Annotated in this window: 21 protein-coding genes; 12 read left to right on the top strand and 9 right to left on the bottom strand. The window is 66.4% G+C overall.

From position 1 onward, the window contains the following. Positions 1-7 precede the first annotated feature (7 nt). Positions 8-1492 (bottom strand): pyruvate kinase, encoded by a 1485-nt coding sequence (gene pyk, locus AC1VV3_RS08240; RefSeq protein ID WP_243654147.1) that lies wholly within the window; start codon positions 1490-1492, stop codon positions 8-10. Between the two features lie 79 nt (positions 1493-1571). Between pyk and AC1VV3_RS08235 the strand changes: the two genes are divergently transcribed. Then, positions 1572-1883, top strand: coding sequence for a DUF1244 domain-containing protein (locus AC1VV3_RS08235; protein WP_132264717.1), 312 nt, complete (start codon positions 1572-1574; stop codon positions 1881-1883). A gap of 49 nt (positions 1884-1932) precedes the next feature. On the opposite strand, the gene sugE is transcribed toward AC1VV3_RS08235, so the two are convergent. Continuing rightward, positions 1933-2250, bottom strand: a complete 318-nt coding sequence (sugE, locus tag AC1VV3_RS08230) for a quaternary ammonium compound efflux SMR transporter SugE (RefSeq protein WP_132265308.1) — start codon at positions 2248-2250, stop codon at positions 1933-1935. A gap of 281 nt (positions 2251-2531) precedes the next feature. Between sugE and AC1VV3_RS08225 the strand changes: the two genes are divergently transcribed. Next, positions 2532-2768, top strand: coding sequence for a DUF2312 domain-containing protein (locus tag AC1VV3_RS08225; protein WP_086492369.1), 237 nt, complete (start codon positions 2532-2534; stop codon positions 2766-2768). Positions 2769-2908: 140 nt separating this feature from the next. Here the strand turns inward: AC1VV3_RS08225 and AC1VV3_RS08220 are convergent, their stop codons facing one another. Beyond that, entirely contained in the window at positions 2909-3643 is a 735-nt protein-coding gene (locus tag AC1VV3_RS08220; RefSeq protein ID WP_482961516.1) for a CPBP family glutamic-type intramembrane protease, read from the bottom strand. A gap of 208 nt (positions 3644-3851) precedes the next feature. Here AC1VV3_RS08220 and AC1VV3_RS08215 point away from each other — a divergent pair, with 208 nt between their 5' ends. The 6 genes from AC1VV3_RS08215 (at position 3852) to AC1VV3_RS08190 (ending at position 8606) form a co-directional block, all read left to right on the top strand. Continuing rightward, on the top strand, positions 3852-4616 hold the full coding sequence (locus AC1VV3_RS08215) for a YebC/PmpR family DNA-binding transcriptional regulator (RefSeq protein ID WP_132264720.1): 765 nt from the start codon (positions 3852-3854) through the stop codon (positions 4614-4616). An 8-nt stretch (positions 4617-4624) separates the two neighbouring features. After that, entirely contained in the window at positions 4625-5101 is a 477-nt protein-coding gene (gene ruvC / locus AC1VV3_RS08210; RefSeq protein WP_132264722.1) for a crossover junction endodeoxyribonuclease RuvC, read from the top strand. A 20-nt stretch (positions 5102-5121) separates the two neighbouring features. Next, positions 5122-5649, top strand: coding sequence for a nucleoside deaminase (locus AC1VV3_RS08205; RefSeq protein ID WP_482961515.1), 528 nt, complete (start codon positions 5122-5124; stop codon positions 5647-5649). A gap of 53 nt (positions 5650-5702) precedes the next feature. Next, on the top strand, positions 5703-6311 hold the full coding sequence (gene ruvA, locus AC1VV3_RS08200; protein WP_482961514.1) for a Holliday junction branch migration protein RuvA: 609 nt from the start codon (positions 5703-5705) through the stop codon (positions 6309-6311). Between the two features lie 88 nt (positions 6312-6399). Beyond that, on the top strand, positions 6400-7446 hold the full coding sequence (gene ruvB, locus AC1VV3_RS08195; RefSeq protein WP_132264725.1) for a Holliday junction branch migration DNA helicase RuvB: 1047 nt from the start codon (positions 6400-6402) through the stop codon (positions 7444-7446). 254 nt (positions 7447-7700) lie between these two features. Then, on the top strand, positions 7701-8606 hold the full coding sequence (locus AC1VV3_RS08190) for a PEP-CTERM sorting domain-containing protein (RefSeq protein ID WP_314465003.1): 906 nt from the start codon (positions 7701-7703) through the stop codon (positions 8604-8606). Between the two features lie 232 nt (positions 8607-8838). Here the strand turns inward: AC1VV3_RS08190 and acnA are convergent, their stop codons facing one another. Together acnA and AC1VV3_RS08180 are read right to left on the bottom strand one after the other, a co-directional pair. Beyond that, complete coding sequence (gene acnA / locus AC1VV3_RS08185; RefSeq protein WP_482961513.1) at positions 8839-11511, bottom strand: aconitate hydratase AcnA; 2673 nt, start codon at positions 11509-11511, stop codon at positions 8839-8841. Positions 11512-11654: 143 nt separating this feature from the next. Further along, the gene (locus AC1VV3_RS08180; RefSeq protein WP_314465000.1) at positions 11655-12617 is read right to left on the bottom strand and encodes an EamA family transporter; all 963 of its coding nucleotides are present in this window, start codon (positions 12615-12617) and stop codon (positions 11655-11657) included. A 189-nt stretch (positions 12618-12806) separates the two neighbouring features. Here AC1VV3_RS08180 and AC1VV3_RS08175 point away from each other — a divergent pair, with 189 nt between their 5' ends. From AC1VV3_RS08175 to AC1VV3_RS08165, 3 genes are all read left to right on the top strand, one after another. Beyond that, positions 12807-14330, top strand: coding sequence for a L,D-transpeptidase family protein (locus AC1VV3_RS08175; protein WP_482961512.1), 1524 nt, complete (start codon positions 12807-12809; stop codon positions 14328-14330). A 144-nt stretch (positions 14331-14474) separates the two neighbouring features. Beyond that, entirely contained in the window at positions 14475-14825 is a 351-nt protein-coding gene (locus tag AC1VV3_RS08170) for a hypothetical protein (protein ID WP_482961511.1), read from the top strand. Between the two features lie 204 nt (positions 14826-15029). Next, positions 15030-15329 carry a hypothetical protein gene (locus AC1VV3_RS08165; RefSeq protein WP_482961510.1) on the top strand — a complete coding sequence of 100 codons (300 nt, stop codon included), beginning with the start codon at positions 15030-15032 and terminating at the stop codon, positions 15327-15329. A 94-nt stretch (positions 15330-15423) separates the two neighbouring features. Here AC1VV3_RS08165 and AC1VV3_RS08160 read toward each other — a convergent pair whose 3' ends face one another. After that, on the bottom strand, positions 15424-15879 hold the full coding sequence (locus AC1VV3_RS08160; protein ID WP_482961509.1) for a YaiI/YqxD family protein: 456 nt from the start codon (positions 15877-15879) through the stop codon (positions 15424-15426). Positions 15880-15956: 77 nt separating this feature from the next. Further along, a complete protein-coding gene (recQ, locus tag AC1VV3_RS08155) occupies positions 15957-17762 on the bottom strand; it encodes a DNA helicase RecQ (RefSeq protein WP_207912876.1) in 1806 nt (601 codons plus the stop codon). Positions 17763-17900: 138 nt separating this feature from the next. Between recQ and AC1VV3_RS08150 the strand changes: the two genes are divergently transcribed. Next, a complete protein-coding gene (locus AC1VV3_RS08150; protein ID WP_482961508.1) occupies positions 17901-18815 on the top strand; it encodes an SDR family NAD(P)-dependent oxidoreductase in 915 nt (304 codons plus the stop codon). A 13-nt stretch (positions 18816-18828) separates the two neighbouring features. Here the strand turns inward: AC1VV3_RS08150 and AC1VV3_RS08145 are convergent, their stop codons facing one another. Together AC1VV3_RS08145 and metH are read right to left on the bottom strand one after the other, a co-directional pair. After that, positions 18829-20022 (bottom strand): cation:proton antiporter, encoded by a 1194-nt coding sequence (locus tag AC1VV3_RS08145; protein ID WP_132264740.1) that lies wholly within the window; start codon positions 20020-20022, stop codon positions 18829-18831. A gap of 226 nt (positions 20023-20248) precedes the next feature. Beyond that, entirely contained in the window at positions 20249-22936 is a 2688-nt protein-coding gene (metH, locus tag AC1VV3_RS08140; protein ID WP_314464990.1) for a methionine synthase, read from the bottom strand. Positions 22937-22948 lie beyond the last annotated feature (12 nt).

The following is a 22948-nucleotide window of genomic DNA, read 5'->3' as shown; positions in this document are numbered from 1 at the left end:
TCGAACCTCAGTTCGGCGTTTCCAGCTCGTTGCCGGTCAGCGTTACCACATGGAGCAGGTTCGTCGAACCCGGCGTGCCGAAGGGGACGCCGGCCAGTGCCACCAGGCGTGTACCGGCGGCGCCGAAGCCGTGGCGCAGGGCCATGCGCTTGCCCTTGGCGATCATCTCCTCGAAGCTGCCGATGTCCTTGGTGGTCACGGCATGCGCGCCCCAGAGCAGGGCCAGGCGGCGGGCGGTCTTCTGCGAGGGCGTGAGCACCAGCATCGGCGCGGCGGGACGCTCGCGGGCGACGCGGCGGGCCGAGCCGCCCGATCCGGTGAAGACGATGATGCCCTCGATCGGCAGGGTGTCGGCAATGGTGGCGCAGGAGGCGGAGAGCGCGTCGGCCGTGGTGGCGTCGGGCGGGGTCTGGGCAAGGTGGATGCGCTCGCGATAAGTGGAGTCGGTCTCCACCTTGATGGCGATGCGGTCCATGATCGTCACCGCTTCCACCGGCCACTGGCCCGCTGCCGTCTCGGCCGAGAGCATGACCGCGTCGGCGCCGTCATAGACGGCATTGGCCACGTCGGACACTTCGGCGCGGGTCGGCGAGGGGCTGGTGATCATCGATTCCAGCATCTGCGTGGCGACCACCACCGGCTTGCCGATGGCGCGGGTCTTGGCGATGATGTGCTTCTGGATCGGCGGCACTTCTTCAGGCAGCAGTTCCACGCCCAGATCGCCGCGGGCGACCATGATGCCGTCCGAAAGCTCGATGATCCCGTCGATGGAATCGACCGCCGCGGGCTTTTCGATCTTCGACATGAGCGCGCAGGCACCGCCGATCAGGCGGCGCGCTTCGGCCACGTCTTCGGGGCGCTGGACGAACGACAGGCCGATCCAGTCGGCGCCCTGCTCCACCGAGAAGGCGAGGTCGCGGCGATCCTTGTCGGTCAGCGCGGGGACCGGCACGATCGCGTCGGGCACGTTCACGCCCTTGCGGTCGGAAATGAAGCCGCCGACTTCGGCGGTGCAGAGGATCGAATCGGCTTCCGGCTTGATAACCACCAGGCGCAGCTTGCCGTCGTCGATCAGCAGGCGCTGGCCCTTCTGGAGAATGCCGAAGAGTTCGGGATGCGGCAGGCAGACGCGGTTCTCGTCACCCGGCGTGGGATCGCGATCGAGCGTAAAGTGAGCGCCGTGGCGCAGGAACACCTTGCCCTCGGCGAAAGTGCCGACGCGCAGTTTCGGGCCCTGGAGGTCGCAAAGGATCGCCACGGGGCGCATCAGGTCCTTTTCGACCGCGCGGATATTGGCGATGGTTTCGCGATGGGTCTCGTGATCGCCATGGCTCATGTTGACGCGGAACGCATCGGCGCCGGCCTTGAGCAGCTTGGCGATGGTCTCCTTGTCGCGGCTGGCCGGCCCCAGGGTGGCAAGAATCTTCACCTTGCGCTGGCGCTTGATGCCGCGATGGTGCGGCGAACGACGAAACGGAGGGGTGGTGGCCAAAATCTGTCTGCCTCTCTTTCGATATTTCGGCGACATATGGCAAAGGCGGCATGACAAACCAAGGACGATTGCCAGAAATATGAACGGAAACGACCAGATCGACCAACTCGACGACGCTGTGGCGGCTGCGGCGTTCCGTCGCCTCGTGCGGCACCTCCAGACCCGCCACGATGCGCAGAACATCGATTTGATGGGGCTGGCCGGCTTCTGCCGCAACTGCCTGGCGGACTGGATCCGCGATGCGGGCTACGATGGCGACAAGGCCGCGGCGCGCGAAGTGATCCACGGCATGCCCTTTGGCGCCTGGAAGGATGCCTATCAGAGCGAGGCCACGCCCGAGCAGATCGCGCGGATGGAGGAAAGCCTGAAGAAAAACGGCGGATCGCACTGACGCCCTAGGGCGATGTCCCGGGGCCGGTTTCGGGGGCGTGCCAGCGCCCTCAGGAACTCGCGAGCTTCATCATGACCAGCCCGGCCAGGATCAGCCCCGCCGCGGCGAGGCGCATCGCGCTGGCCGATTCCCCGAGCAGGACGATGCCGACGATGAAGGCGCCCAGCGCGCCGATGCCGGTCCAGACCATGTAGGCGGTGCCCAGCGGCAGCACGCGCATCGCCCAGGACAGCAGGCCGAAGCTCGCCAGCATGGCCGCGATCGTGACGATGCTGGGCCAGAGGCGGGTGAAGCCGTTGGACTGCTTCATCGCCGAGGCCCAGACCACTTCGAACAGGCCGGCAATGACGAGAACGATCCAGGGCATGGCAGTGGGCATTGGGGGGCAACCTCCTGAAATGGTTGCCGGGCCGTCCCGGTCTTGATGCTCCCGGGCGCGAGGTCGGTTCGGCCGGGGAGGCGGGAACGTGGTCGCCGCTCGCGGGGCGAATAACGCGGGCCCGTCGGGGATGCAACGGGGAAGGGCCGGGCGCCCTTGCTGCGGATTACACACAGGATTTCCACAGGTCGGCGCTTTGCCCGAATCCGGCGCAGTCGCTATCAGCCGCCGCCAAACCGATTCACGATTCCTATTGGAGCACTACACCGATGGCCGAAACCACCGACGATCGCCTGCGCCTGCTGATCGAGCGCGTCGAGCGCCTCGAAGAGGAAAAGAAGGGCATCTCGGACGATATCCGCGACGTCTACAACGAAGCCAAGGCAGTCGGCTACGACGTCAAGATCATGCGCCAGATCGTGCGCATCCGTAAGATGAAGCCGGATGACCGCCGCGAAATGGACATGCTGCTCGACACCTACAAGACGGCACTCGGCATCGACTGATGCCGCGAGCCTTCGACATCCATCGAAGGCGCATCGACAAAGACTTGGGCCGGTGCAGCAAGCTCGTCACTTTCGTGGCGAGCGCACCGGCGAAGACTCCGGCGTCTCGCCCCGCCCTTACGGCCGGGCAGAAACGCGCGTCACGTCCCGAAATGCACCAGCAGCATGGTCGCCGCATTGGCGCCGGCGTGCTGGAGCATGGCGGCGTGCAGGCCCACGCGCTGGCGGGTGAAGCCCAGCAGCAGCGCCGCCCATAATTGCGGCAGCACCAGCGGCAGCGTCAGCACCGAGACGGCAGGGTAGTTCGTCAGGTGCACGCCCGCGAAGACCAGCGCCACGATCCAGAACACCGCCGGATAGGCCGCAAGGAATTCGGCCATGGGCGCGCGCCGCTTGCGCAAGGCGATCCAGCCGCCCAGCGCCGCAAGGGCCAGCACCGCCAGCGCGCCTGCCAGCACCATCGGCGCCATGCCTTTCGCGCAGACCACCAGGATCGCCAGCACCACGGTGCAGGCCAATAGCCAGAGCGCGCGGGGGCGTCCCATCTGCCAGCCGCGGAAAAGCGCCTCTTCGGCGATCGGGGCAATCAGGATCGTGAAGGGGAGCAGCCAGCCTCCCGGCAGCTTGTCGAAAGCATCGGGCGGGGAAAGGTGCATGGCCTGCTGCCAGATCCCGATGAGCGGCAGCACCACCAGGAAAAGCCCGGCGATGTGAACCGTTTCCAGCACGCCGAGCGCCGCCCAGCCTTCGCGCCTGCGCAGGCCGATCGGCGTGAGCACGGCGGGCCGCCGCAGGAAAGGCGGCAGTTCGCGCAGCATGCCCAAGGGTGCGAAGGGCGGCGTGGAATGGGCGGGCGGGTGGGTTCGGGTAGCCATGCCCGTTCCTGATAGCCCCGTCATCCTTGCCAATTCATTGTGCGATGCGGCGCATGATCGGCGTGCGGAGCGGGCGGTTGCCCTCGGGTGCCGGCCTGTTGTAAGGCGCGCCCTGCGTCAATTGGCACACAACATTCACCGGACCTCATTCTCCGGGCCTCGCGGATCAGTCCGCAGGCAGGCAGACGAGCGAAGCAAGAGCGGACCCATGGCAGGCCATTCCAAATTCAAGAACATCATGCACCGCAAGGGCGCGCAGGACAAAAAGCGCTCGGCGCAGTTCAGCAAGCTCTCCCGCGAAATCACCGTCGCGGCCAAGATGGGCATGCCTGATCCGGACATGAACCCGCGCCTGCGCGCCGCCGTCAACGCGGCCAAGGCGCAGTCGATGCCCAAGGACAACATCCAGCGCGCGATCGACAAGGCGAGCAAGGGCGATGCCGAGAACTACGAGGAAGTGCGCTACGAGGGCTACGGCCCCGGCGGCGTGGCCCTCATCGTCGAGGCGCTGACCGACAACCGCAACCGCACCGCCACCAACGTGCGCACCGCCTTCTCCAAGAACGGCGGCAACCTTGGTGCTTCGGGCGCGGTTTCGCACGGTTTCGAACGCCTCGGCCTGATCGAATACCCCGGCAGCGTGGGTGACGAGGACAAGGTCCTCGAAGCCGCCATCGAAGCCGGCGCGGACGATGTCGAAAGCGATATGGGCGATGGCGACGAGAATCCCGGCAGCCACCAGATCTGGGTCTCGGTCGATTCGCTGCACGAAGTCGCCCGCGAGCTGGAAAAGGTCCTGGGCGAAGCCGAGGGCGTGAAGCTGGCGTGGAAGCCCAACCTCACTGTCGACGTCGATGCCGACACTGCCGGCACGCTGATGAAGCTGGTCGACACCCTCGAAGAAGACGACGACGTCCAGACCGTCTGGGGCAATTACGACATCTCCGACGAAGTCATGGAAAAGCTGGGCTAAGCCCAGCCGTGATCATCATCGGCCTCGATCCGGGGCTCACCTGCACGGGTTGGGGGGTGGTCGCCAAGAGCGGAAGCCGCCTAAGCCACGTTGCCAACGGGCAGATCCGTACCGACGCGAAGGCCGGCATGGCCGAGCGGCTGGTCGAGCTCGATGCCGCGCTCACCGACGTGATTCTCCTCCACCGGCCCGATGCGGGCGCGGTGGAGGAGGTCTTCGTCAACGTGAACCCGCAGTCGACGCTGAAGCTGGGGCAGGCGCGCGGCGTCGCCATGCTGTCGATCGCGCGGGCCGGTTTGCCGGTGGCCGAATACTCCACCAAGGTCATCAAGAAGGCGCTCGTCGGCACCGGCGGCGCCGACAAGAAGCAGATTCAGCACATGCTGAAAGTGCTGCTGCCCGGCGTGAAGCTGGCGGGCGAGGACGCCTCCGACGCCCTGGCCGTGGCCATCACGCATGCCAACATGCTCGGGAGCCACCGTTAGGTCGGCGCGTTGTGCGCGTCATGGAACCGCACGGCGAAGAACGAGGCAGCGACGAAGACCGGGCCGATGCCCGCTGGATGGCCGAGGCGATCCGCATCGCCGTGGCCGAAAAGGGCACCGATCCCGCCGACACCCCGATTGCCGCGCTCGTCGTGCTCGATGGAAAGCTGATCGCGGCCGGGGTCAACCGCACGGCCGAGCGCTGCGACGCCACCGCCCATGCCGAGATCGAAGCCTTTCGCCTTGCCGGCCGGGCCGTGGGCGCGATGCGCGTGGAGGGGGCAACGCTCTATTCCACGCTGCAACCTTGCGGAATGTGCACGATGGCGGCGATCTGGGCAGGGGTCAGCCGGATCGTCTACGGTGCCGGCCGGGCGGACGTGCATGTCATGTATTTCGAGGATCGCCACCTTTCGACACTCGATTTCGTGACCGACGCCTGGAAGGACGACCTCTCGGTGACCGGCGGCGTGATGGCGCAGGCCTGCGCAGCGCTCTATTACCGGCCGTGGGACCAGGTTTCCGAAGATCAACAGGCAAACACCTGAAGGCGCCCGGCGGGGCTGGCGTCGCGCGATTGTTCCTGCCATAGGAACAAACCATGATCGCCAAGCTTACAGGTCTGCTCGACGACACCGGCCCCGACTGGGCGATCATCGACGTCAACGGCGTCGGTTATCTCGTCCATTGTTCGGCGCGGACGCTCGACCATCTCGGCATCCGGGGGGACAAGGTCGTCGTCCATACCGAGATGCAGGTTTCCGAAACCGACCAGCGCCTCATCGGCTTCACCAGCGGCGCGGAACGCAACTGGTTCCGCCTGTTGACGGCCGTGCAGGGCGTCGGTTCGAAAGTGGCGCTGGCGATCCTCTCCGCCCTGACGACCGAGGAACTGCAGCGCGCCTGCGCCGGCGGCGATTCCGCCATGGTCGCGCGCGCCAACGGCGTCGGGCCGAAGCTGGCCAGCCGCATCGTCAACGAACTCAAGGACAAGGCCGGCGGCATGCCCACCGCACCGGGCGTGCCCGGTCTGGCCTCGGCCGTCGCACCTGCCGGTTTTTCCAGCGCGGATGCCGTTTCCGCGCTCCAGAACCTGGGCTTCAAGCCCGCGGTGGCCAGCATGGCGGTCGGCAAGGCCGTGGAGGAACTGGGCGAGGATGCGGGGCTCAACGACCTCGTCCGCGTGGCGCTGAAGAAGGCGGCGGGATGATGGCTGCAATCCGCCAGACGCGGCTCCGTAGAGAACTTCGTCACCCTGCACCCGTTTCAGGTTCCATTCCTCGTCAGATGCCCAACCCATGACCGATAACCCCATCCTTACCCCAACCCGCCAGCCCGAGGACGCAGATGCGGCCCTGCGGCCCAAGACTCTGGCGGAATTTGTCGGGCAGGCGGCGGCGAAGGACAACCTTCGCGTCTTCATCGAGAGCGCCAAGTCGCGGCGCGAGGCGATGGATCATACCTTGTTCTTCGGGCCTCCCGGCCTCGGCAAGACAACCCTGGCGCAGATTATCGCGCGGGAACTGGGCGTGGGGTTCCGCGCCACCAGCGGCCCGGTGATCGCCAAGGCGGGCGACCTGGCGGCGCTGCTGACCAATCTCGAGCATGGCGACGTGCTGTTCATCGACGAGATCCACCGCCTCAATCCCGTGGTCGAGGAAGTGCTCTACCCGGCGATGGAAGATCGCGCGCTGGACCTCATCATCGGCGAGGGGCCTTCGGCGCGCTCGGTGCGGATCGACTTGCCGCCCTTCACGCTGGTGGGTGCCACGACGCGGCAGGGCCTGCTCCAGACCCCGCTGCGCGATCGCTTCGGCATTCCGGTGCGCCTGCAGTTCTACTCCGTGGAAGAGCTGGAGAAAGTCGTCACGCGCGGCGCCAACCTGCTGGGCATCGGCATGGACAAGGGCGGGGCGACCGAGATCGCGCGCCGCTCGCGCGGTACGCCGCGCGTCGCCGGGCGCCTGATGCGCCGTGTGCGCGACTTTGCCCATGTCGCCGGCTCCGACGTCATCACGCACGAAATCGCCGACGATGCCCTGACCCGGCTGGAAGTGGATTCCATAGGTCTCGACGCGCAGGATCGCCGCTACCTGCAGATGATCGCCGGCATCTACAAGGGCGGCCCGGTGGGCGTCGAAACGCTGGCGGCGGGCCTGTCCGAACCGCGCGACACGATCGAGGAAGTGATCGAGCCCTACCTCATCCAGCTGGGCCTCATCGCCCGCACGGCAAGGGGCCGTTGCCTCAACGACCGGGGCTGGACGCACCTGGGCATGACGCCGCCGAATGGCGGCAGCGGACAGGGGCCGCAGGGGGCACTGTTCGATTCGGACGGGGACTGAACGCGCACGCGTTCCGCGCAACAAACTGTCGGGGGCGTTTACAGATGGGCCTTCGGATAGTCCCGGTTCGGTACAGCTTGCGCGTTACCTCCGAAAACTAACGCATTTTCTGCCTCGGCGCTGTCGAATCTCGGTAAATACCATTGTTCCGTTAACCGCTCTCTGCGTTTGTTCAGGGCAAGTCGGCTCCCGTGTTCCCCTTTGGGCATATTCCCGAACGGGCAGGGCCGAACAGAACGAAGAGAGAGACGATCATGTCGGTTCGTATGGCCCTCGCTAAACTGTCTGCCTGTGCGGCAGGCTGCGCTATCATCGGCGGTGGCGCGGTCCATGTGGCCGAGACGCAGCGCAAGTCGGTGGAGTACCGCAAGGTCAAGATGGCCAAGACGGCGAAGCCGCGCCATCCGGCCAAGCGGATCGTCCGCAAGGATCCGCCGCGCGAAGTGAAGCGCGCGCGCCGCATCATCCCGCGGCCCGACGTGCCGCAGATGGTCTCCGTCCCGCTTCCCCCGCCCTATATCCCGCCCGCCCCGGCGCCGTCCTATGCGGGTGGCAGCGGCGGTGCCCCGGTGGTGGTCGGCGGCGGTGGCGGCGGCTTCGGCGGTTTCGGAGGCGGCTTCTTCGGTGGTTTCTTCGGCGGCGGCGGATCGGGCGGCGGCAACGTCATCATTTCGTCCACCTCCAGCGGCGGCTCCACCTCGGGCTCTTCGTCCACCGGCGGCCTGACGACTACCACGACGGGCGGTTCCACCTCGTCCTCCAGCTCGACTGGCGGCCTGACGACCACGACCACCACCGGCGGACTGACCACGACGACCGGCGGCATCACCTCCACGACGACGTCGTCCAGCTCGGGCGACGTCTCGACGAGCACCAGCTCTTCCAGCTCGGGCAATGTTTCTACCAGCACCAGTTCGTCCAGCTCGGGCAACGTCTCGACCAGCACAAGCTCGTCCAGCTCCACGTCCTCGTCGTCGAGCAGCTCCAGTTCGACGTCGTCCTCGACCTCCAGCTCTACCTCGACATCCTCGGGCGGCGACAATCCGCCGCCGACCACGCCGCCGACCGACGTTCCCGCCCCGCCGATGCTGATCCTGTTCGGCGCGGCCGCGGCAGCGGTAGTCGGCCGCCAGCGTCTGGTGCGCAAGAAGTCCGGCTGAGGGCAGCCAGCCAGCGCGCCGCGATACGCGGCCAGCTGGAGACGGGGGTGAGCGTCGGGGGGCGCTCACCCCTTTTTCGTGTGCGGGGCGGGCGTGTGGAAGCAAGCCCCTTCGCGCGCCGGAAATGCTCTCTGCGGCCTGGCGGGGCGGCCGGACATCTTCTCCCAAAAGAAAACCCCGCCCCGCGCGAACGCGGGACGGGGTTTTTCTCAGCCTTGCGGCTGGCGGCTGTTTAGGCGGCCAGCTTGCGCAGCACGTACTGCAGGATGCCGCCGTTGTTGAAGTATTCCACTTCGTTGGCGGTATCGATGCGGCACAGCGCGGTGAAGGTGAAGGTCGAACCGTCCGGACGGGTCACTTCCACTTCCACGTCCTGGCGCGGCTTCAGGCTGGCGACGCCCTTGATCGTGAAGGCGTCGTCGCCGGTCAGGCCGAGCGACTGGCGGCTGTCGCCGTCCTTGAACTGAAGCGGAAGCACGCCCATGCCGACCAGGTTCGAGCGGTGGATACGCTCGAAGCTCTCGACGATCACGGCGCGGACGCCCAGCAGGTTGGTGCCCTTGGCCGCCCAGTCGCGCGACGAACCGGTGCCGTACTCCTTGCCGGCCACGACCACCAGCGGCGTGCCCTGCTCCTTGTACTTCTGCGCGACGTCGTAGACCGGCAGAACCTCTTCACCGAAGCGGCTCATGCCGCCTTCGATGCCGGGGACCATTTCGTTGCGGATGCGGATGTTGGCGAAAGTGCCGCGCATCATGACTTCGTGGTGGCCACGGCGCGAACCGTAGGAGTTGAAGTCCGCCTTGGCGACCTGGTGCTCCATTAGCCACTGGCCAGCCGGGCTGTCGGCCTTGATCGAGCCGGCCGGCGAGATGTGGTCGGTGGTGATCGAATCGCCGAGGATCAGCAGGGGCTTGGCCTCGATGATGTCGTTCACCGGCGCCGGGGTCATTTCCATGCCCTCGAAGTACGGCGGGTTGGCGACATACGTCGAACCGGCGCGCCACGAGTAGGTGTCCGAACCGACGACGTTGATCGCCTGCCAGTGCTTGTCGCCCTTGTAGACGTCTGCATAGCGGGCCTGGAACATGCCGCGATCGACGCAGGCGTTCATCGTGGTGCTGACTTCGAGGTTGGTCGGCCAGATGTCCTTGAGGAACACGTCCGTGCCGTCCTTGCTGACGCCGATCGGGGTGGTGGTGAAGTCTTCCACCACGGTTCCCTTGAGGGCGTAAGCAACGACCAGCGGCGGCGAGGCCAGGAAGTTGGCGCGCACGTCGGGGCTGACGCGGCCTTCGAAGTTGCGGTTGCCCGAGATCACGGCGCTGGCGACCAGGCCGTTCTCGTTGATCGCCTTCGAGATCGGCTCCGCGAGCGGGCCCGAGTTGCCGATGCAGGTGGTGCAGCCGTAACCGACGAGGTTGAAGCCGATGTTGTCGAGGTGCGACTGGAGACCGGCCTTCTCGAGGTAGTCGGTGACGACCTGCGAACCCGGCGCCAGCGAGGTCTTGACCCAGGGCTTCGGCTTCAGGCCCAGTTCGTCGGCCTTCTTGGCGACGAGACCGGCGGCAACCAGCACGCCCGGGTTCGAGGTGTTGGTGCAGCTGGTGATGGCGGCGATCATGACGTCGCCGTCACCGATGTCGAAGTCCTTGCCTTCCACGGGAACGCGGGCGGCGGTCTTCTTGTAGGTCTCGGCCATGTCCTTGTTGAACACGTCGTCCACGTCGGGAAGCGCGACCCAGTCCTGCGGGCGCTTGGGACCGGCGAGGGAAGGCACGACAGTCGACATGTCGAGTTCGAGGGTCGAGGAGAAGATCGGGTCGGCGGCGGCCGGGTCGATCCAGAAGCCCTGCTCCTTGGCATAGGCTTCGACGAGGGCGATCTGCTCTTCCTCGCGGCCGGTGAGGCGCAGGTAGTCGATCGTCTTGTCGTCGATGCCGAAGAAGCCGCAGGTGGCGCCGTATTCCGGGGCCATGTTGGCGAGCGTCGCACGGTCGGCCAGCGACAGCGAGGCGAGGCCGGGGCCGAAGTATTCGACGAAGCGGCCGACCACGCCGTGCTTGCGCAGCATGGCGGTGCAGGTCAGCACGAGGTCGGTGGCGGTCACGCCTTCCTTCAGTTCGCCGGTCAGCTTGAAGCCGACGACTTCGGGGATGAGCATCGAGACCGGCTGGCCGAGCATCGCGGCTTCCGCCTCGATGCCGCCGACGCCCCAGCCCAGCACGCCCAGGCCGTTGACCATGGTGGTGTGGCTGTCGGTGCCGACGCAGGTGTCGGGATAGGCGACCAGTTCACCGTTCTGGTCTTCGCTGGACCATACGGTCTTGGCGATGTTCTCCAGGTTGACCTGGTGGCAGATGCCGGTGCCCGGGGGAACGGCATAGAAGTTGTCGAGCGACTTCGAGCCCCACTTGAGGAAGTCGTAGCGCTCCATGTTGCGCTGGTATTCGATTTCCACGTTCTCTTCGAACGCCTTGGGGTGGCCGAATTCGTCGACCATGACCGAGTGGTCGATCACCAGGTTCACGGGGACCAGCGGGTTGATCTTGCTGGTGTCGCCGCCGAGCGTGGCGATGGCGTCGCGCATCGCGGCCAGGTCGACCACGCAGGGCACGCCGGTGAAGTCCTGAAGCAGAACGCGGGCCGGGCGGTACTGGATTTCCTCGCCCGTGGCAGGGTTCTTCTGCCAGTCGGCAATCGCCTGGATGTCCTTGGTGGCGACGGTGAAGCCGCCGTCTTCGAAGCGCAGGAGGTTCTCGAGAAGGACCTTCATCGAGAAGGGAAGGCGCGAAACGTCGCCGATCTTTTCGGCGGCTTTCTTGAGGGAGTAGTAGGCGATCTGCTTGCCGCCGACTGTCATGGTGCTGCGGGTGCCGAGCGTGTCCTGTCCGACCTGGGTCATTTGGGTATTATCCCCTTCTGTATGGAGCGTGCCACGAGAAGAGCGGCTATTTCGCAACCCACTAGCCCAGGTTCCGAAAATGATCGCCGTGCTGCATCGCGACAAGCGGATTCTTCGGCCCCGCCGATGCGCGCTCGCGGCCCTCAGGTCAAGGGGGGCTTGCGTGGTACCTGGGACTCGACTCTTGCGTTGCGTGCACCTGTCCAGCAGCCGATAACGATCAGTATCGTGCCGGCAACAGTTGCGAGATCAAGGCGCTCTCCGAACATCAGCCAGCCAAGCAGGGCGGCCCAGAAAAAGCCGGTATACTCGATCGGCAGCAGCACTTGCGTCTCGGCGCGGGCATAGCCCCAGGACAGGAACAGCAGCGCGCATGTCGCCAGCACGGCGCCGGCCAGGATCAGCAGCAGGCTGCGGGGATCGGGCATGACCGCAAGCCAGGGTGAAAACACCAGAAAAATCAACGTTACCAGCAGGTTCTGGAATTGCGCGATCTCTACCGGCCTGGCCAGGAGCGCCTGCTTGCGCTGGAGCACCAGGTTCATGGCGTAGAACACGGCCGAGAGCAGGATCGCCGCCGTGCCCGCTATCGCTTCGTCAGAATAGGCGCCCGATCCGAGCCGGCCGGCAGTGATCACCAGCACGCCCAGAATGCCCAGCAGCGAAGCGACGACGGCGCGCGGCCGGATCGTCTCGCCCAGGAAAAGCGCTGCGAAATAGAGCGCAATGATCGGGGACACGAAGGAAATGGCGATTCCCTCGGCCATAGGAATTCGTACCAGGCCATAGAAAAAGAGTGCGGCCATGGCCGAAGTGATCGCCGCGCGCAGGGCGTGGACCTTCAGCACCGCGCGGGAAGGCAGTGGCCGCCCGGCCGAGAGCCAGAGCGGGAACGTCAGGAACGTGCCGAAGAGATTGCGCAGCAGCAGCGCCGTATAGACGCCCACCGCGAGCCCGGCGCCCTTTATCATCGCGTCCATGGCGCTGAACGTGGCGATCCCGGCAATGACGGCCAGCACCGGCAGCGCCGAGGGGCGACCGGCGGGGTGCAGGCCGAGCGGCGAGCCAGGCGAAGACTCTATATCAGGGGCGGCAGGAGCGCTCATCAGGCCCCGGCTCTCGTCTCCCGCGCGGCCCCGCGCAAGCGCCAATGCAAGCAATTCATCGCAGGGACAGGCGAAATCCTTGAAGAAGGCACTATATGGGGGCAAAGCGGCAAGGTCTGCAGCCAGTTATCCTTGGCTGCGTTTCCCTCGATATCATTCCAGCATCACCAAGGGCAGGTTCAGATCACAATGGCGAGTTTCATGAGGTTCGGTTGCAGCGTGCTGGCGGTCATGGCGGCGACGGGTCTTGCAGCGCAGCCGGCTCTGGCCCAGAAGTCGGACGGAAAGACGGATACCAGGACCGCGTCCTCCAAGACCGATGCGGCGAAGAAGAAGACCGTCTCGGCGCCCACCTCTATTCTGCCGACCACGCAGGCGACCCCCACGCCCACACCAACGCCCAAACCCACGGCGACTGCGAAGCCCGCCGCCAAGACGGCCACGCGCCCGGCAGCGGTGCAGCCGGTGGTCCCGCCTGCCGTGGTTCCCACTGCGATCCCCACGGTTTCGCAGCCGGTGGTGCAGGACGTCGTCGTGGCCGAGCCGGTCATGGCCTGGTCCATGGCGGACGCCAAGGCCCTGCTCGCCACTGTCGAATATATCGGCAAGGAAGGTCTCGTGCCGGCCGACTACCAGCCCTCGGCCTTGCGCGCCGCGATCGCCAAGGGCGAAGGCGACGAGCTTGACGCGCTGGCAAGCCGCGTGTTCGGCTGGCTGATCGAGGATCTGCGCGACGGCCGCACCCCGATGAAGGCCCGCGTGCAGTGGTTTGCGGTAGACCCCGACCAGGACGTGATGCCCACCGCGCAGATCATGGCGCAGTCGCTTTCCGAGCATGACGTGGCCGGCGTGGTGGACAAGCTCGCGCCGACCAACCCCGACTATGCCGCGCTCAAGGCCGATCTCAACGCCACGCCCATGGCCAACAAGGCGCGCCGCGCGTTGATCCAGGCCAACATGGACCGCTGGCGCTGGCTCGCTCGCGACCTCGGCGACGTCTACCTGATGACCAACATTCCGGAATTCCAGCTCCGCCTGGTGGTCAAGAACAAGATCATCCGCAGCTACAAGACCGTGGTCGGCAAGCCCGGCCGCACGGCCACGCCGCAGTTGGCCGAGACGGTGAGCGCAGTGGTCTTCAACCCCACCTGGACCGTGCCGCAGTCGATCGTGAAGGGCGAAGGCCTGGGCGCCAAAGTGCTGAACAACCCCGGCTGGGCGCGTTCGGCAGGTTACAAGGCCACCAAGAACGGCGACGGCACGATCACCGTGGTCCAGCAGCCGGGCGCGAACAACTCGCTCGGCCTGATGAAGATCGACATGCCCAACCCCCACGCGATCTACCTGCACGACACCCCGTCGAAGCAGTATTTCAACTCGGACGTGCGCGCCTTCAGCCACGGCTGCATCCGCACCGAGCGCGCCGTGGAACTGGGCATGACCATGGCGATCCTCGGCGCCAAGAAGACCGCCGCCGAAGCCGCCGAGATCTCCCGCTCGGGCGACTATACCAAGGTCGAGATGACGCGGACCTTCCCGGTCTACCTCACCTATTTCACCTATGCCCGCTCGATCGACGGCCAGCTCAAGCCGTTCGACGATCTCTATGCCCGCGACAAGCCGGTGCTCGACAGCTTTGCCGGCCCGCGCCAGCTCAAGACGACCCAGCGTGCCAGCGAGGAAGAGATCATCAAGCTCGACAATCCTCTCTGACCTGAGGAATCCGCGTCGATCGCGGAAAGACGTTCCAGGGCCCCGGTTACCGCGAGAGCGATTGCCGGGGCCTTGCCTCTCTTGGTCCCGGTGGCCACCTAGTCGTCAGGCAACAAGAACCATCCGGGCGCGGGAGACCAGAGCATGAGCGAACAGGCCAGCGAAGAAACCGGCAGCGGCGCCGGCAGTGCCTTGGGTGACGGCTCCTTGGGTGACGGCGCTCACGGCGATCGTATCGCGGAAGCCACCTCGCGCATTGCCGAGCTGGAAGCCGAACTCGAAGCATCCGGCACCACGACCCGCGAAGCTTCCGAACTCGCACGCGCCAAGGCGTTGCTGCATGCTTGGGTGGACAGTGTCGTTGCCGTTGTGGCGACGCCGGGCGTCGGACGGGCCGTCCTGATCCACGACAACGGCACGGAATCGCGCATCGCCTCCCCCGACCTGCCATTCCGCCTGGCCGTGCCGGTTTCCTTCGACGGCCGCGAGGATTAGGCCGTGACCGCATAAGCGGCGCAATCTTGGCGGGCGGTCCGGATTTGCCCGAAAAGGTCTCTCGCCATGCCGGGAGCCTCTGAACCACCGGGTTATTCCTGCGGCTTCCTGCCTGGCGCCGAACCATTTCACCTCAAACCTCGATGGCGCTATTCCTGCGTTCACGACCTTGGACCGGTTCGCGGTTTCTTGGGGAGGCCGATGATGGTGTGGGATCTGCGGCGGGCGCTGCTTCGCAAGGAAGAGTTCGAATCCGGCCGCCTTACCGATTTCGAATTTCGCGAAACCGTCCGGACCCTCAAGTTGATGGCGCGGGCTTTCGCAACCGATGAAGCGGCGGTGCTGGATGCGCTCGTCGAACACGGATACGAGGCGGCGCTTCGCGGATTTCCCGAAAGGCTGGGCGACGAGGCCCGCGAAGAAGTCTGCCTGCGCCTGCGCAAGGAAGCGCGGCAGATGCTGATCCGTGAAGGCGGCGATCCCACGCCCTACCGGCTGGGCTAATCGATCGTTTCCCGGCCCGCGTACCGGCCGCCGCGCAGCGCGGACCCTTGTGCGGGCAGGCGTCTGCCGGTGGTCCGTCATGAGCCCGCGCTGCCTAGACCTGGCGGCGCTGCAATCGCACCAGCGTCTCGTCGAGACTGGAGAGGAAGCGCGATCGGTCGGTCTTGCTGAAGGGCGGCGGGCCTCCCACCACGTCGCCGCCTGCCCTGAGGTCGGCCATGATCGCCCGCGTGGCGATGGCGCTGCCGATTGAGGACGTGGTGAAAGGCTTGCCGTTGGGCGCGACCACTTCGGCGCCGAGCTTGAGGCAGCGGTCGGCCAGCAGGATGTCGGCGGTGATCACGACGGTGCCAGGCGCAGTGTTCTCGACGATCCAGTCGTCAGCGGCGTCGAACGCGTCGCTCACCAGCTTGCGGGAGACCAGTGGGCCTTGCGGAACGCGGATGGGGCTGTTGCTGACGACGACCACCGGCACCTTGTGGCGGGCTGCAACCTTGTAGGTCTCGTCCTTCACCGGGCAGGCGTCGGCATCGATCAATATGCGGATCATGTGGGCCCTTTAGCGCTTTGGGCGGCAAATGGCGACCGGAGGCGTGATCGACCCGGCTCGGCGCGAAACGGGAAGGTTCAGAACTGCCGCAGGACTTCGAGGAAGGCCTCGCCATAGGCTTCCAGCTTGCGGGCGCCGACGCCGCCGATCTCTCCGAGCTGTGCCAGCGACGATGGGCGCGCGGCGGCCATTTCGCGCAAGGTGGCGTCATGGAACACGACATAGGGCGGCACGCCCGCTTCCTGGGCGAGATCGCGGCGCAAGGCGCGCAGGGCATCGAACAGGGGATCGCCGACCGGGTTGGCGCCGCCGTCCGCCGCGCCGCGTCCACCGCGGCGCTTCTTCTCGCGCTTGGGCGGAACGACGATCTGCACCGAAGCCTCGCCCTTGAGGATTTCACGCGCGTCTCCGCCCAGCGAGAGGCCGCCATGTTCGGTCGGCAAGAGGCTGCCGCGGGCCTGGAGTGCGCGGGCCAGCGGCTTGAGCAGTGGCTGCTCTTCCTCGGTGAGAATGCCGAAGACCGAAAGCTGGTCGTGCCCGCGCTGCAGCACACGGTCGTCGCTGGCGCCGGTCAGGACCTTTTCGAGGTGGCCCAGTCCATAGCTCTGGCCGGTGCGATAGACGGCCGAAAGCAGCTTGCGCGCCACTTCCGTCACGTCGATCACACCTGCCGGCTCCAGGCAATTGTCGCAGTTTCCGCAGGAAGGCGCGGGCGTCTCGCCGAAGTGGCGGAGCAGGACCGCGCGGCGGCATTCGGCGGTTTCGACCAGACCCGCGAGGGCATCGAGGCGCTGGCGTTCGCTTTGCAGCCGGTGCGGTTCGATCTCGGAGAGGCGCTGGCGGGCGCGGGCGAAATCGTCGGCTCCCCAGAACATCATCGCCACCGAAGGATCGCCATCGCGCCCGGCGCGGCCGGTTTCCTGGTAATAGGCCTCGATCGACTTCGGAATGCCGGCATGGGCGACGAAGCGCACGTCCGGCTTGTCGATGCCCATGCCGAAGGCGACCGTGGCCACCATGACCATGTCTTCCGAGGCCACGAAGGCGGCCTGGTTGCGGGCGCGCACTTCGGGATCGAGCCCGGCGTGATAGGGCAGTACGCGCCGCCCGGTGGCGGAGGCCAGAGTCTCGGCCAGTTGCTCCACGCGGGCGCGGGTGGGGGCGTAGACGATGCCCGGGCCGGGGTTCTCCTCCATCACCGCTTTCAGCTGCCGCATCGCATTGTCGCGCGGGCGGATGGTGTAGCGGATGTTCGGACGGTCGAACCCGGCGACGATCAGCCCTTCTTCGGCAATGCCGAGCTGGGCGAGAATGTCGGTGCGGGTATGATGGTCTGCCGTGGCCGTCAGGGCGAGGCGCGGCACTTGCGGGAAAGCGTCCAGCAGCGGCCGCAGCAGGCGGTAGTCCGGCCGGAAATCGTGGCCCCATTCGGAAACGCAGTGCGCTTCGTCGATGGCGAAAAGGGCGACGCGCGACTGTTCGAGCAGCTCGCGGAAATGGGGCTGGCTCGCGCGTTCGGGGGCGATGTAGAGCAAGTCCAACTCGCCCGCGCGGAAGCGGTCCATGGTGAGGCCGCGATCGGCATCGGCGCTGGTCAGCGTGGCGGCGCGGATGCCGTTGGCAGTGGCCGAGCGCAACTGGTCGTGCATCAGCGCGATCAGCGGCGAAACCACCACGCAAGTGCCCTCCAGCATGACCGCGGGCAGCTGATAGGTCAGCGATTTGCCCGCGCCGGTCGGCATGACCGCCAGGGTGGAGCGGCCCGAAAGCGCGCGCGTGACCACCTGTTCCTGCACGCCGCGAAAGGCGTTGAAGCCGAATGTGGCATGGAGCGCTTCGTGCGCGTCAGGCAGGAGATCGGCAAGAGGGTCAGCGTCTGGCACGGGGCGCTTATGGCAGAGCGATGGCAGGTCTGAAAACCGCCGAACCGATGATTTCCTCCGTTTCCGCCCCAATCGCTTGCGGTTTGGCCGCGCGAGTAGTCGAAATGGCGGCAACGAGAAGCGAGAGGAGCGTGAAGCATGGGGTCTGGAGCACAATCAGGGCGCGTGGCGGTGGTGACGGGCGCCAGTTCGGGCATCGGTCTGGAGACGGCAAAGGCGCTGGCGCGGCAGGGTTTCCGGGTGATCGGCGTGGGCCGCGATGCCGGGCGCTGCGCCGAAGCCGCGGCGGCGCTTGCGGCCGAGAACGGCGCAGACGGCGGCGAAGCGGAGATGCTCCGCGCCGATCTCTCGTTGCTGGCGGACGTGGACCGTCTGGCGGACGAGATCGCCGGAAAGGTCGACCGCGTGGACGTGCTGGTTAACAATGCGGGCGGCATGGCGCGCGAACAGGCCATCACGGCCGAGGGTTTCGAGGCGAACTACGCGGCGAATTTCCTGGGGCCTTTCGCCTTGACCGCAAGGCTGCTGCCGCTGCTGCGCCAGGCAGCGGCCAGGAGCGGCGGGGCAGCGGCCGGCAGCGTCCGGATCGTCAACACCGCCTCGGACGGCAGCGAGATGATTCCCGCGATCAACCTGGAAGACCTCCAGAACCTGGACAACTGGAGCCCCGGCGCGGCCTATTGCAGCGGCAAGCTTGCCAATGTGCTGCACGCGCGGGCATTGGCGCCCCGGCTGGCGAAGGATGGGATCGTCGCGCACTCGGTCCATCCCGGCACGGTGGGCAGCAACTTCTTCTCCCACACGCCGGAGAGCGTCCAGGCCGCCTATGGCGACGCGCCCAAGCTGTCGCCGGCGCAGGGCGCCGATACGGTGATCTGGCTGGCGACGGCGGCAGAACCGGGCGAATCGAGCGGCGATTACTGGTTCGAACGGGCGCGCCGAAAGCCCAATCCCCTGGTCGAGGACGCGGCTTTCGTCGAGGCGTTCTGGCAGGCGGCGGAGAAACTGTCCGGCCGGGAAGGCGTGGGCCAGGCCGTCAACCGCCCGGGGTGAAATCGGCTTCCGGTCAGACGGCCCCGTCCTGCCCCATCCGGGCAAGGCGGGGCTTGACGATGGGCACGGTCAGCATGGTGCTCATGACCGCCATCAGCAGCAGGGCGGTGAAGGTCTCGGGCGTGATGATCCGCTTGTCGAGCAGCACGTTGACGAAGATGATCATGATCAGGGCCTTGGTCTGGAGCATCCAGCCGATCACCGTGGCATCGCCCTTCTTCCAGCCCAGCAGGCGCCCGGCCAGATGCACGCCGGCCAGCTTGCCTGCCACCGAGGCCAGCAGGAACAGCAGCGCCGCGCCCATGACCAGCAGGCCGCCCATGCCCCAGTCGGTGCGAAGCCCCGTGCTGAGGAAGAATACCGGCATGACCGTGAGCAGCAGGAATTCGCGGAACAGGTCCAGCTTCTCGCGGCTGAACCAGCGGGCGTCGAGCACGACACCGGCAAGGAAGGCGCCGACCATGAAGTGCAGGCCGGACCAGTCTGCGGCGAAACTGACCAGCGCCAGCCAGATCAACGACACGAACCACCGGTCCTGTTCGCCCAGGCGCTTGAACAGGGCGCGGACCAGGAACGAGGCCGCCGCGAAAGCGAGAAGGAACAGGCCCTGCCGTCCCACGCGCTCCCAATCGACGAGGATCAGGGCGAGCACGCCCCAGATGGCGATATCGTCCAGGCTGGCATAGCGCAGCAGCCGCTGGCCGAGCGGTTCGCGGAACACGCCCAGCTTTTCCATCAGCAGCACCAGGATCGGCAGCGCCGTGACCGCACAGGCCATGCCCACGCCGAGCACGGCCTGCGGATAAGTGCCCTTCGGCCCGATCCATCCGGGCGTGCGCAGCAGCAGGGCCGCGGCGATCGATCCGAACAGCAGCGGCGTCAGCAAGGCGCAGGCGGCGGTGAGCGTGGTCTCGCCGCGGTGCTTCCAGGCGTCGGACAGATCGAGTTCCACCCCGGCGACGAAGACGAACATCATCACCGCCCACCATGCCACGCCGTTAAGCGCGGTCATGACTTGCGGATTGAAGACGAAGGCATGGAACGCGGGCGCGGCATGGCCGAGCACGCCGGGGCCGAGCAGGATGCCGCCGATGATCTGGACGACGACCAGCGGCGCCCAATGTTCGGTGCGGAGCAGCCGCCATACCAGGTACGGCGCGCCGAGGATGATCGTCAACGCGATCAGATAGATTTCGGTCGTCCCCATCGGGTCCCCATTCCCATGTTTCTTATCGGGGGGATGGATGCCTTGCCCGGTCGGAATGGACAATCGGGACCGCCGGGTTTTTCCGGGAGTTTTCCGGATTGCAATCGAATGAGTGCGTTGCCGGCCGCCCTCACGCCTCATTTCCTGGAGCGTGAGACCCCCATTTCGTCGGGCGACGAAAAGGAGGTCTCCGCTCATGTAATTCGGGCGATGCCCGACCTTGTTGTCAGTCGAGGTTGGGGCGCAGCCAGCGTTCGGCCACGGCAAGGTCCACGTCGCGGCGTTCGGCATAGTCTTCGAGCTGGTCGCGGCCGATGCGGGCCACGCCGAAATACTGGCTTTCCGGGTGGCCGAAGTAGAAGCCCGAGACGGCAGCGGTGGGCAGCATGGCCTGGCTTTCGGTCAGGGTGATGCCTGCATTGTCCTGCGCCTTCAGCAGGTCGAACAGCATCGGCTTCAGCGAATGGTCCGGGCAGGCCGGATAGCCGGGCGCCGGGCGGATGCCGCGATATTCCTCGCGGATCAGGGCTTCGTTGGTGAACTGCTCGTCCGGCGCATAGCCCCAGAGCGTCGTGCGGACATGCTGGTGCAGGCGTTCGGCGAAGGCCTCGGCGAAGCGGTCGGCCAGCGCCTTGAGCAGGATGTCCGAATAGTCGTCATGCGCGGCCTGGAAGCGTTCGAGGTGCGGTTCGATGCCGTGGATGCCCACCGCGAAGCCGCCCAGCCAGTCGCCCGCCGGATCGACGAAGTCGGACAGGCAGTAGTTGGCGCGGCCGCGGCTCTTCTTGAACTGCTGGCGCAGGAACGGCAGGCGGACGAAGTCCGGACCTTCATGGACGCCCTGCTGGATGGCGTCGTAGACGACTTGCGGGTCCATGCCGCCGGCGCCGACGATCACGTCGTCATCCTTGGTCGCGGCCGGCCAGAAGGCGCAGACGCCCTTGGCGGTGAGCCACTTTTCCTCGACGATCTGCGCGAGCATCGCCTTCGCGTCGGCAAACAGGCTGCGGGCGCTTTCGCCCACCACGTCGTCCTCGAGAATGGCAGGATACGTGCCTGCCAGTTCCCAGGCGCGGAAGAACGGCGTCCAGTCGAACACGTCGACCAGTTCGTCGAGGTTCCAGTCCTCGAAGACATGGAGGCCGGGCTTCACCGGTGCACCCGGCTTCTGCGCGAAGTCGGCGGAGAAGCCGTTGGCGCGGGCGTCGGCGATGGAGAGCAGTTCGCTTTGACCCTTGCCTTCGCGGGCCACGCGGACTTTCTCGTACTCGTCCGCCGTCGCGGTGATGAAGCCGGTGGCCTGGGTGTCGGACAGCAGCTGCGAGGCGACGCCGACCGCGCGGCTGGCGTCGAGCACATGGACGACGGGGCCTTCGTAGGCCGGGTCGATGCGCAGGGCGGTGTGGACCTTGGAGGTCGTGGCGCCGCCGATCAGCAGCGGGATGGTCATCCCGGCGCGCTGCATTTCCTCGGCCACGGTCACCATCTCGTCAAGCGAGGGGGTGATGAGGCCCGAGAGGCCGATGATGTCCGCCTCGTGCTCGTTGGCGGCCTCGAGGATCTTGCTCCAGGGCACCATGACGCCAAGGTCGATCACTTCGTAGCCGTTGCACTGAAGCACGACGCCGACGATGTTCTTGCCGATGTCATGGACGTCGCCCTTGACAGTGGCCATGATGATCCGGCCCTTCGCCTTGGTCTTGGCGTCCTTTTCCGCTTCGATGAAGGGGATGAGGTGGGCCACGGCCTTCTTCATGACGCGGGCCGACTTCACGACTTGCGGCAGGAACATCTTGCCCGAGCCGAACAGGTCGCCGACCACGTTCATGCCGCCCATCAGCGGGCCTTCGATCACTTCGATCGGGCGGCCGCCGCGAGCCGCGATCGCAGCGCGGGCTTCCTCGGTATCCTCGACGACATGAGCGTCGATGCCGCGTACCAGCGCGTGTTCGATGCGCTTGACCACGTCCCAGCCGCGCCATTCCTCGGCGGCCTTTTCGGCCACGGCGTCCTTGCCCTTGAAGCTCTCGGCCAGTTCGATCAGCCGTTCGGTGGAGGTCTTGCCATCCTCGCCCACGCCGGGGCGGCGCATCATGATGACGTCTTCGCAAGCCTCGCGCAGGGCGGGGTCGATCTGGTCGTAGACGTCCAGCTGGCCGGCGTTGACGATCGCCATGTCGAGCCCGGCGGGGATCGCATGGTAGAGGAATACGGAGTGCATCGCCCGGCGCACCGTCTCGTTGCCGCGGAACGAGAACGAGAGGTTGGAAAGGCCGCCCGAGAAGTGGACGTGCGGGCAGGCCTTGCGGATTTCGACAACGGCCTCGATGAAGTCCAGCCCGTAGCGGTCATGTTCCTCGATGCCGGTGGCGACCGCGAAGACGTTGGGGTCGAAAATGATGTCCTCGGGCGGGAAGCCGATGCCGGTCAGCAGCTTGTAGGCGCGCGAGCAGATCTCGATCTTGCGCTCGCGGGTGTCGGCCTGGCCGGTCTCGTCGAAGGCCATGACCACGACGGCGGCGCCATAATCCATGCACTTGCGGGCCTGGGCCAGGAACGGTTCGACGCCTTCCTTCATCGAGATCGAATTGACGATCGGCTTGCCCGACACGCACTTGAGCCCGGCCTCGATGACTTCCCACTTCGAACTGTCGATCATCACCGGCACGCGGGCGATATCCGGCTCGGCGGCGATCAGCTTGAGGTAGGTGGTCATGGCCTCGACCGCGTCGAGCAGGCCTTCGTCCATGTTGACGTCGATCACCTGCGCGCCGTTGTCCACCTGCTGGCGGGCCACGTCGACGGCGGTGGGATAGTCGCCGGCCATGATGAGCTTCTTGAACTTCGCCGAGCCGGTGACGTTGGTGCGCTCGCCGATGTTGACGAAACGGGCGCCGGAATGAATCGAGGTCATGGTGTGTGGTTC

It is taken from the genome of Novosphingobium sp. BL-S-34, from assembly GCF_056857015.1.
The sequence above is the reverse complement of the archived record's forward strand: the minus strand, read 5'-3'. Positions and strand labels throughout refer to the sequence as shown.

What these genes read in the sequence shown, in the direction of transcription:
- AC1VV3_RS08235 (WP_132264717.1), top strand. Translation starts at nt 1,572, where the DNA reads ATGAACGGAAACGACCAGATCGACCAACTCGACGACGCTGTGGCGGCT.
- sugE (WP_132265308.1), bottom strand. Translation starts at nt 2,250, where the DNA reads ATGCCCTGGATCGTTCTCGTCATTGCCGGCCTGTTCGAAGTGGTCTGG.
- AC1VV3_RS08225 (WP_086492369.1), top strand. Translation starts at nt 2,532, where the DNA reads ATGGCCGAAACCACCGACGATCGCCTGCGCCTGCTGATCGAGCGCGTC.
- AC1VV3_RS08220 (WP_482961516.1), bottom strand. Translation starts at nt 3,643, where the DNA reads ATGGCTACCCGAACCCACCCGCCCGCCCATTCCACGCCGCCCTTCGCA.
- AC1VV3_RS08215 (WP_132264720.1), top strand. Translation starts at nt 3,852, where the DNA reads ATGGCAGGCCATTCCAAATTCAAGAACATCATGCACCGCAAGGGCGCG.
- AC1VV3_RS08205 (WP_482961515.1), top strand. Translation starts at nt 5,122, where the DNA reads ATGGAACCGCACGGCGAAGAACGAGGCAGCGACGAAGACCGGGCCGAT.
- ruvA (WP_482961514.1), top strand. Translation starts at nt 5,703, where the DNA reads ATGATCGCCAAGCTTACAGGTCTGCTCGACGACACCGGCCCCGACTGG.
- ruvB (WP_132264725.1), top strand. Translation starts at nt 6,400, where the DNA reads ATGACCGATAACCCCATCCTTACCCCAACCCGCCAGCCCGAGGACGCA.
- AC1VV3_RS08190 (WP_314465003.1), top strand. Translation starts at nt 7,701, where the DNA reads ATGTCGGTTCGTATGGCCCTCGCTAAACTGTCTGCCTGTGCGGCAGGC.
- acnA (WP_482961513.1), bottom strand. Translation starts at nt 11,511, where the DNA reads ATGACCCAGGTCGGACAGGACACGCTCGGCACCCGCAGCACCATGACA.
- AC1VV3_RS08180 (WP_314465000.1), bottom strand. Translation starts at nt 12,617, where the DNA reads ATGAGCGCTCCTGCCGCCCCTGATATAGAGTCTTCGCCTGGCTCGCCG.
- AC1VV3_RS08175 (WP_482961512.1), top strand. Translation starts at nt 12,807, where the DNA reads ATGGCGAGTTTCATGAGGTTCGGTTGCAGCGTGCTGGCGGTCATGGCG.
- AC1VV3_RS08170 (WP_482961511.1), top strand. Translation starts at nt 14,475, where the DNA reads ATGAGCGAACAGGCCAGCGAAGAAACCGGCAGCGGCGCCGGCAGTGCC.
- AC1VV3_RS08165 (WP_482961510.1), top strand. Translation starts at nt 15,030, where the DNA reads ATGGTGTGGGATCTGCGGCGGGCGCTGCTTCGCAAGGAAGAGTTCGAA.
- AC1VV3_RS08160 (WP_482961509.1), bottom strand. Translation starts at nt 15,879, where the DNA reads ATGATCCGCATATTGATCGATGCCGACGCCTGCCCGGTGAAGGACGAG.
- AC1VV3_RS08150 (WP_482961508.1), top strand. Translation starts at nt 17,901, where the DNA reads ATGGGGTCTGGAGCACAATCAGGGCGCGTGGCGGTGGTGACGGGCGCC.
- AC1VV3_RS08145 (WP_132264740.1), bottom strand. Translation starts at nt 20,022, where the DNA reads ATGGGGACGACCGAAATCTATCTGATCGCGTTGACGATCATCCTCGGC.
- metH (WP_314464990.1), bottom strand. Translation starts at nt 22,936, where the DNA reads ATGACCTCGATTCATTCCGGCGCCCGTTTCGTCAACATCGGCGAGCGC.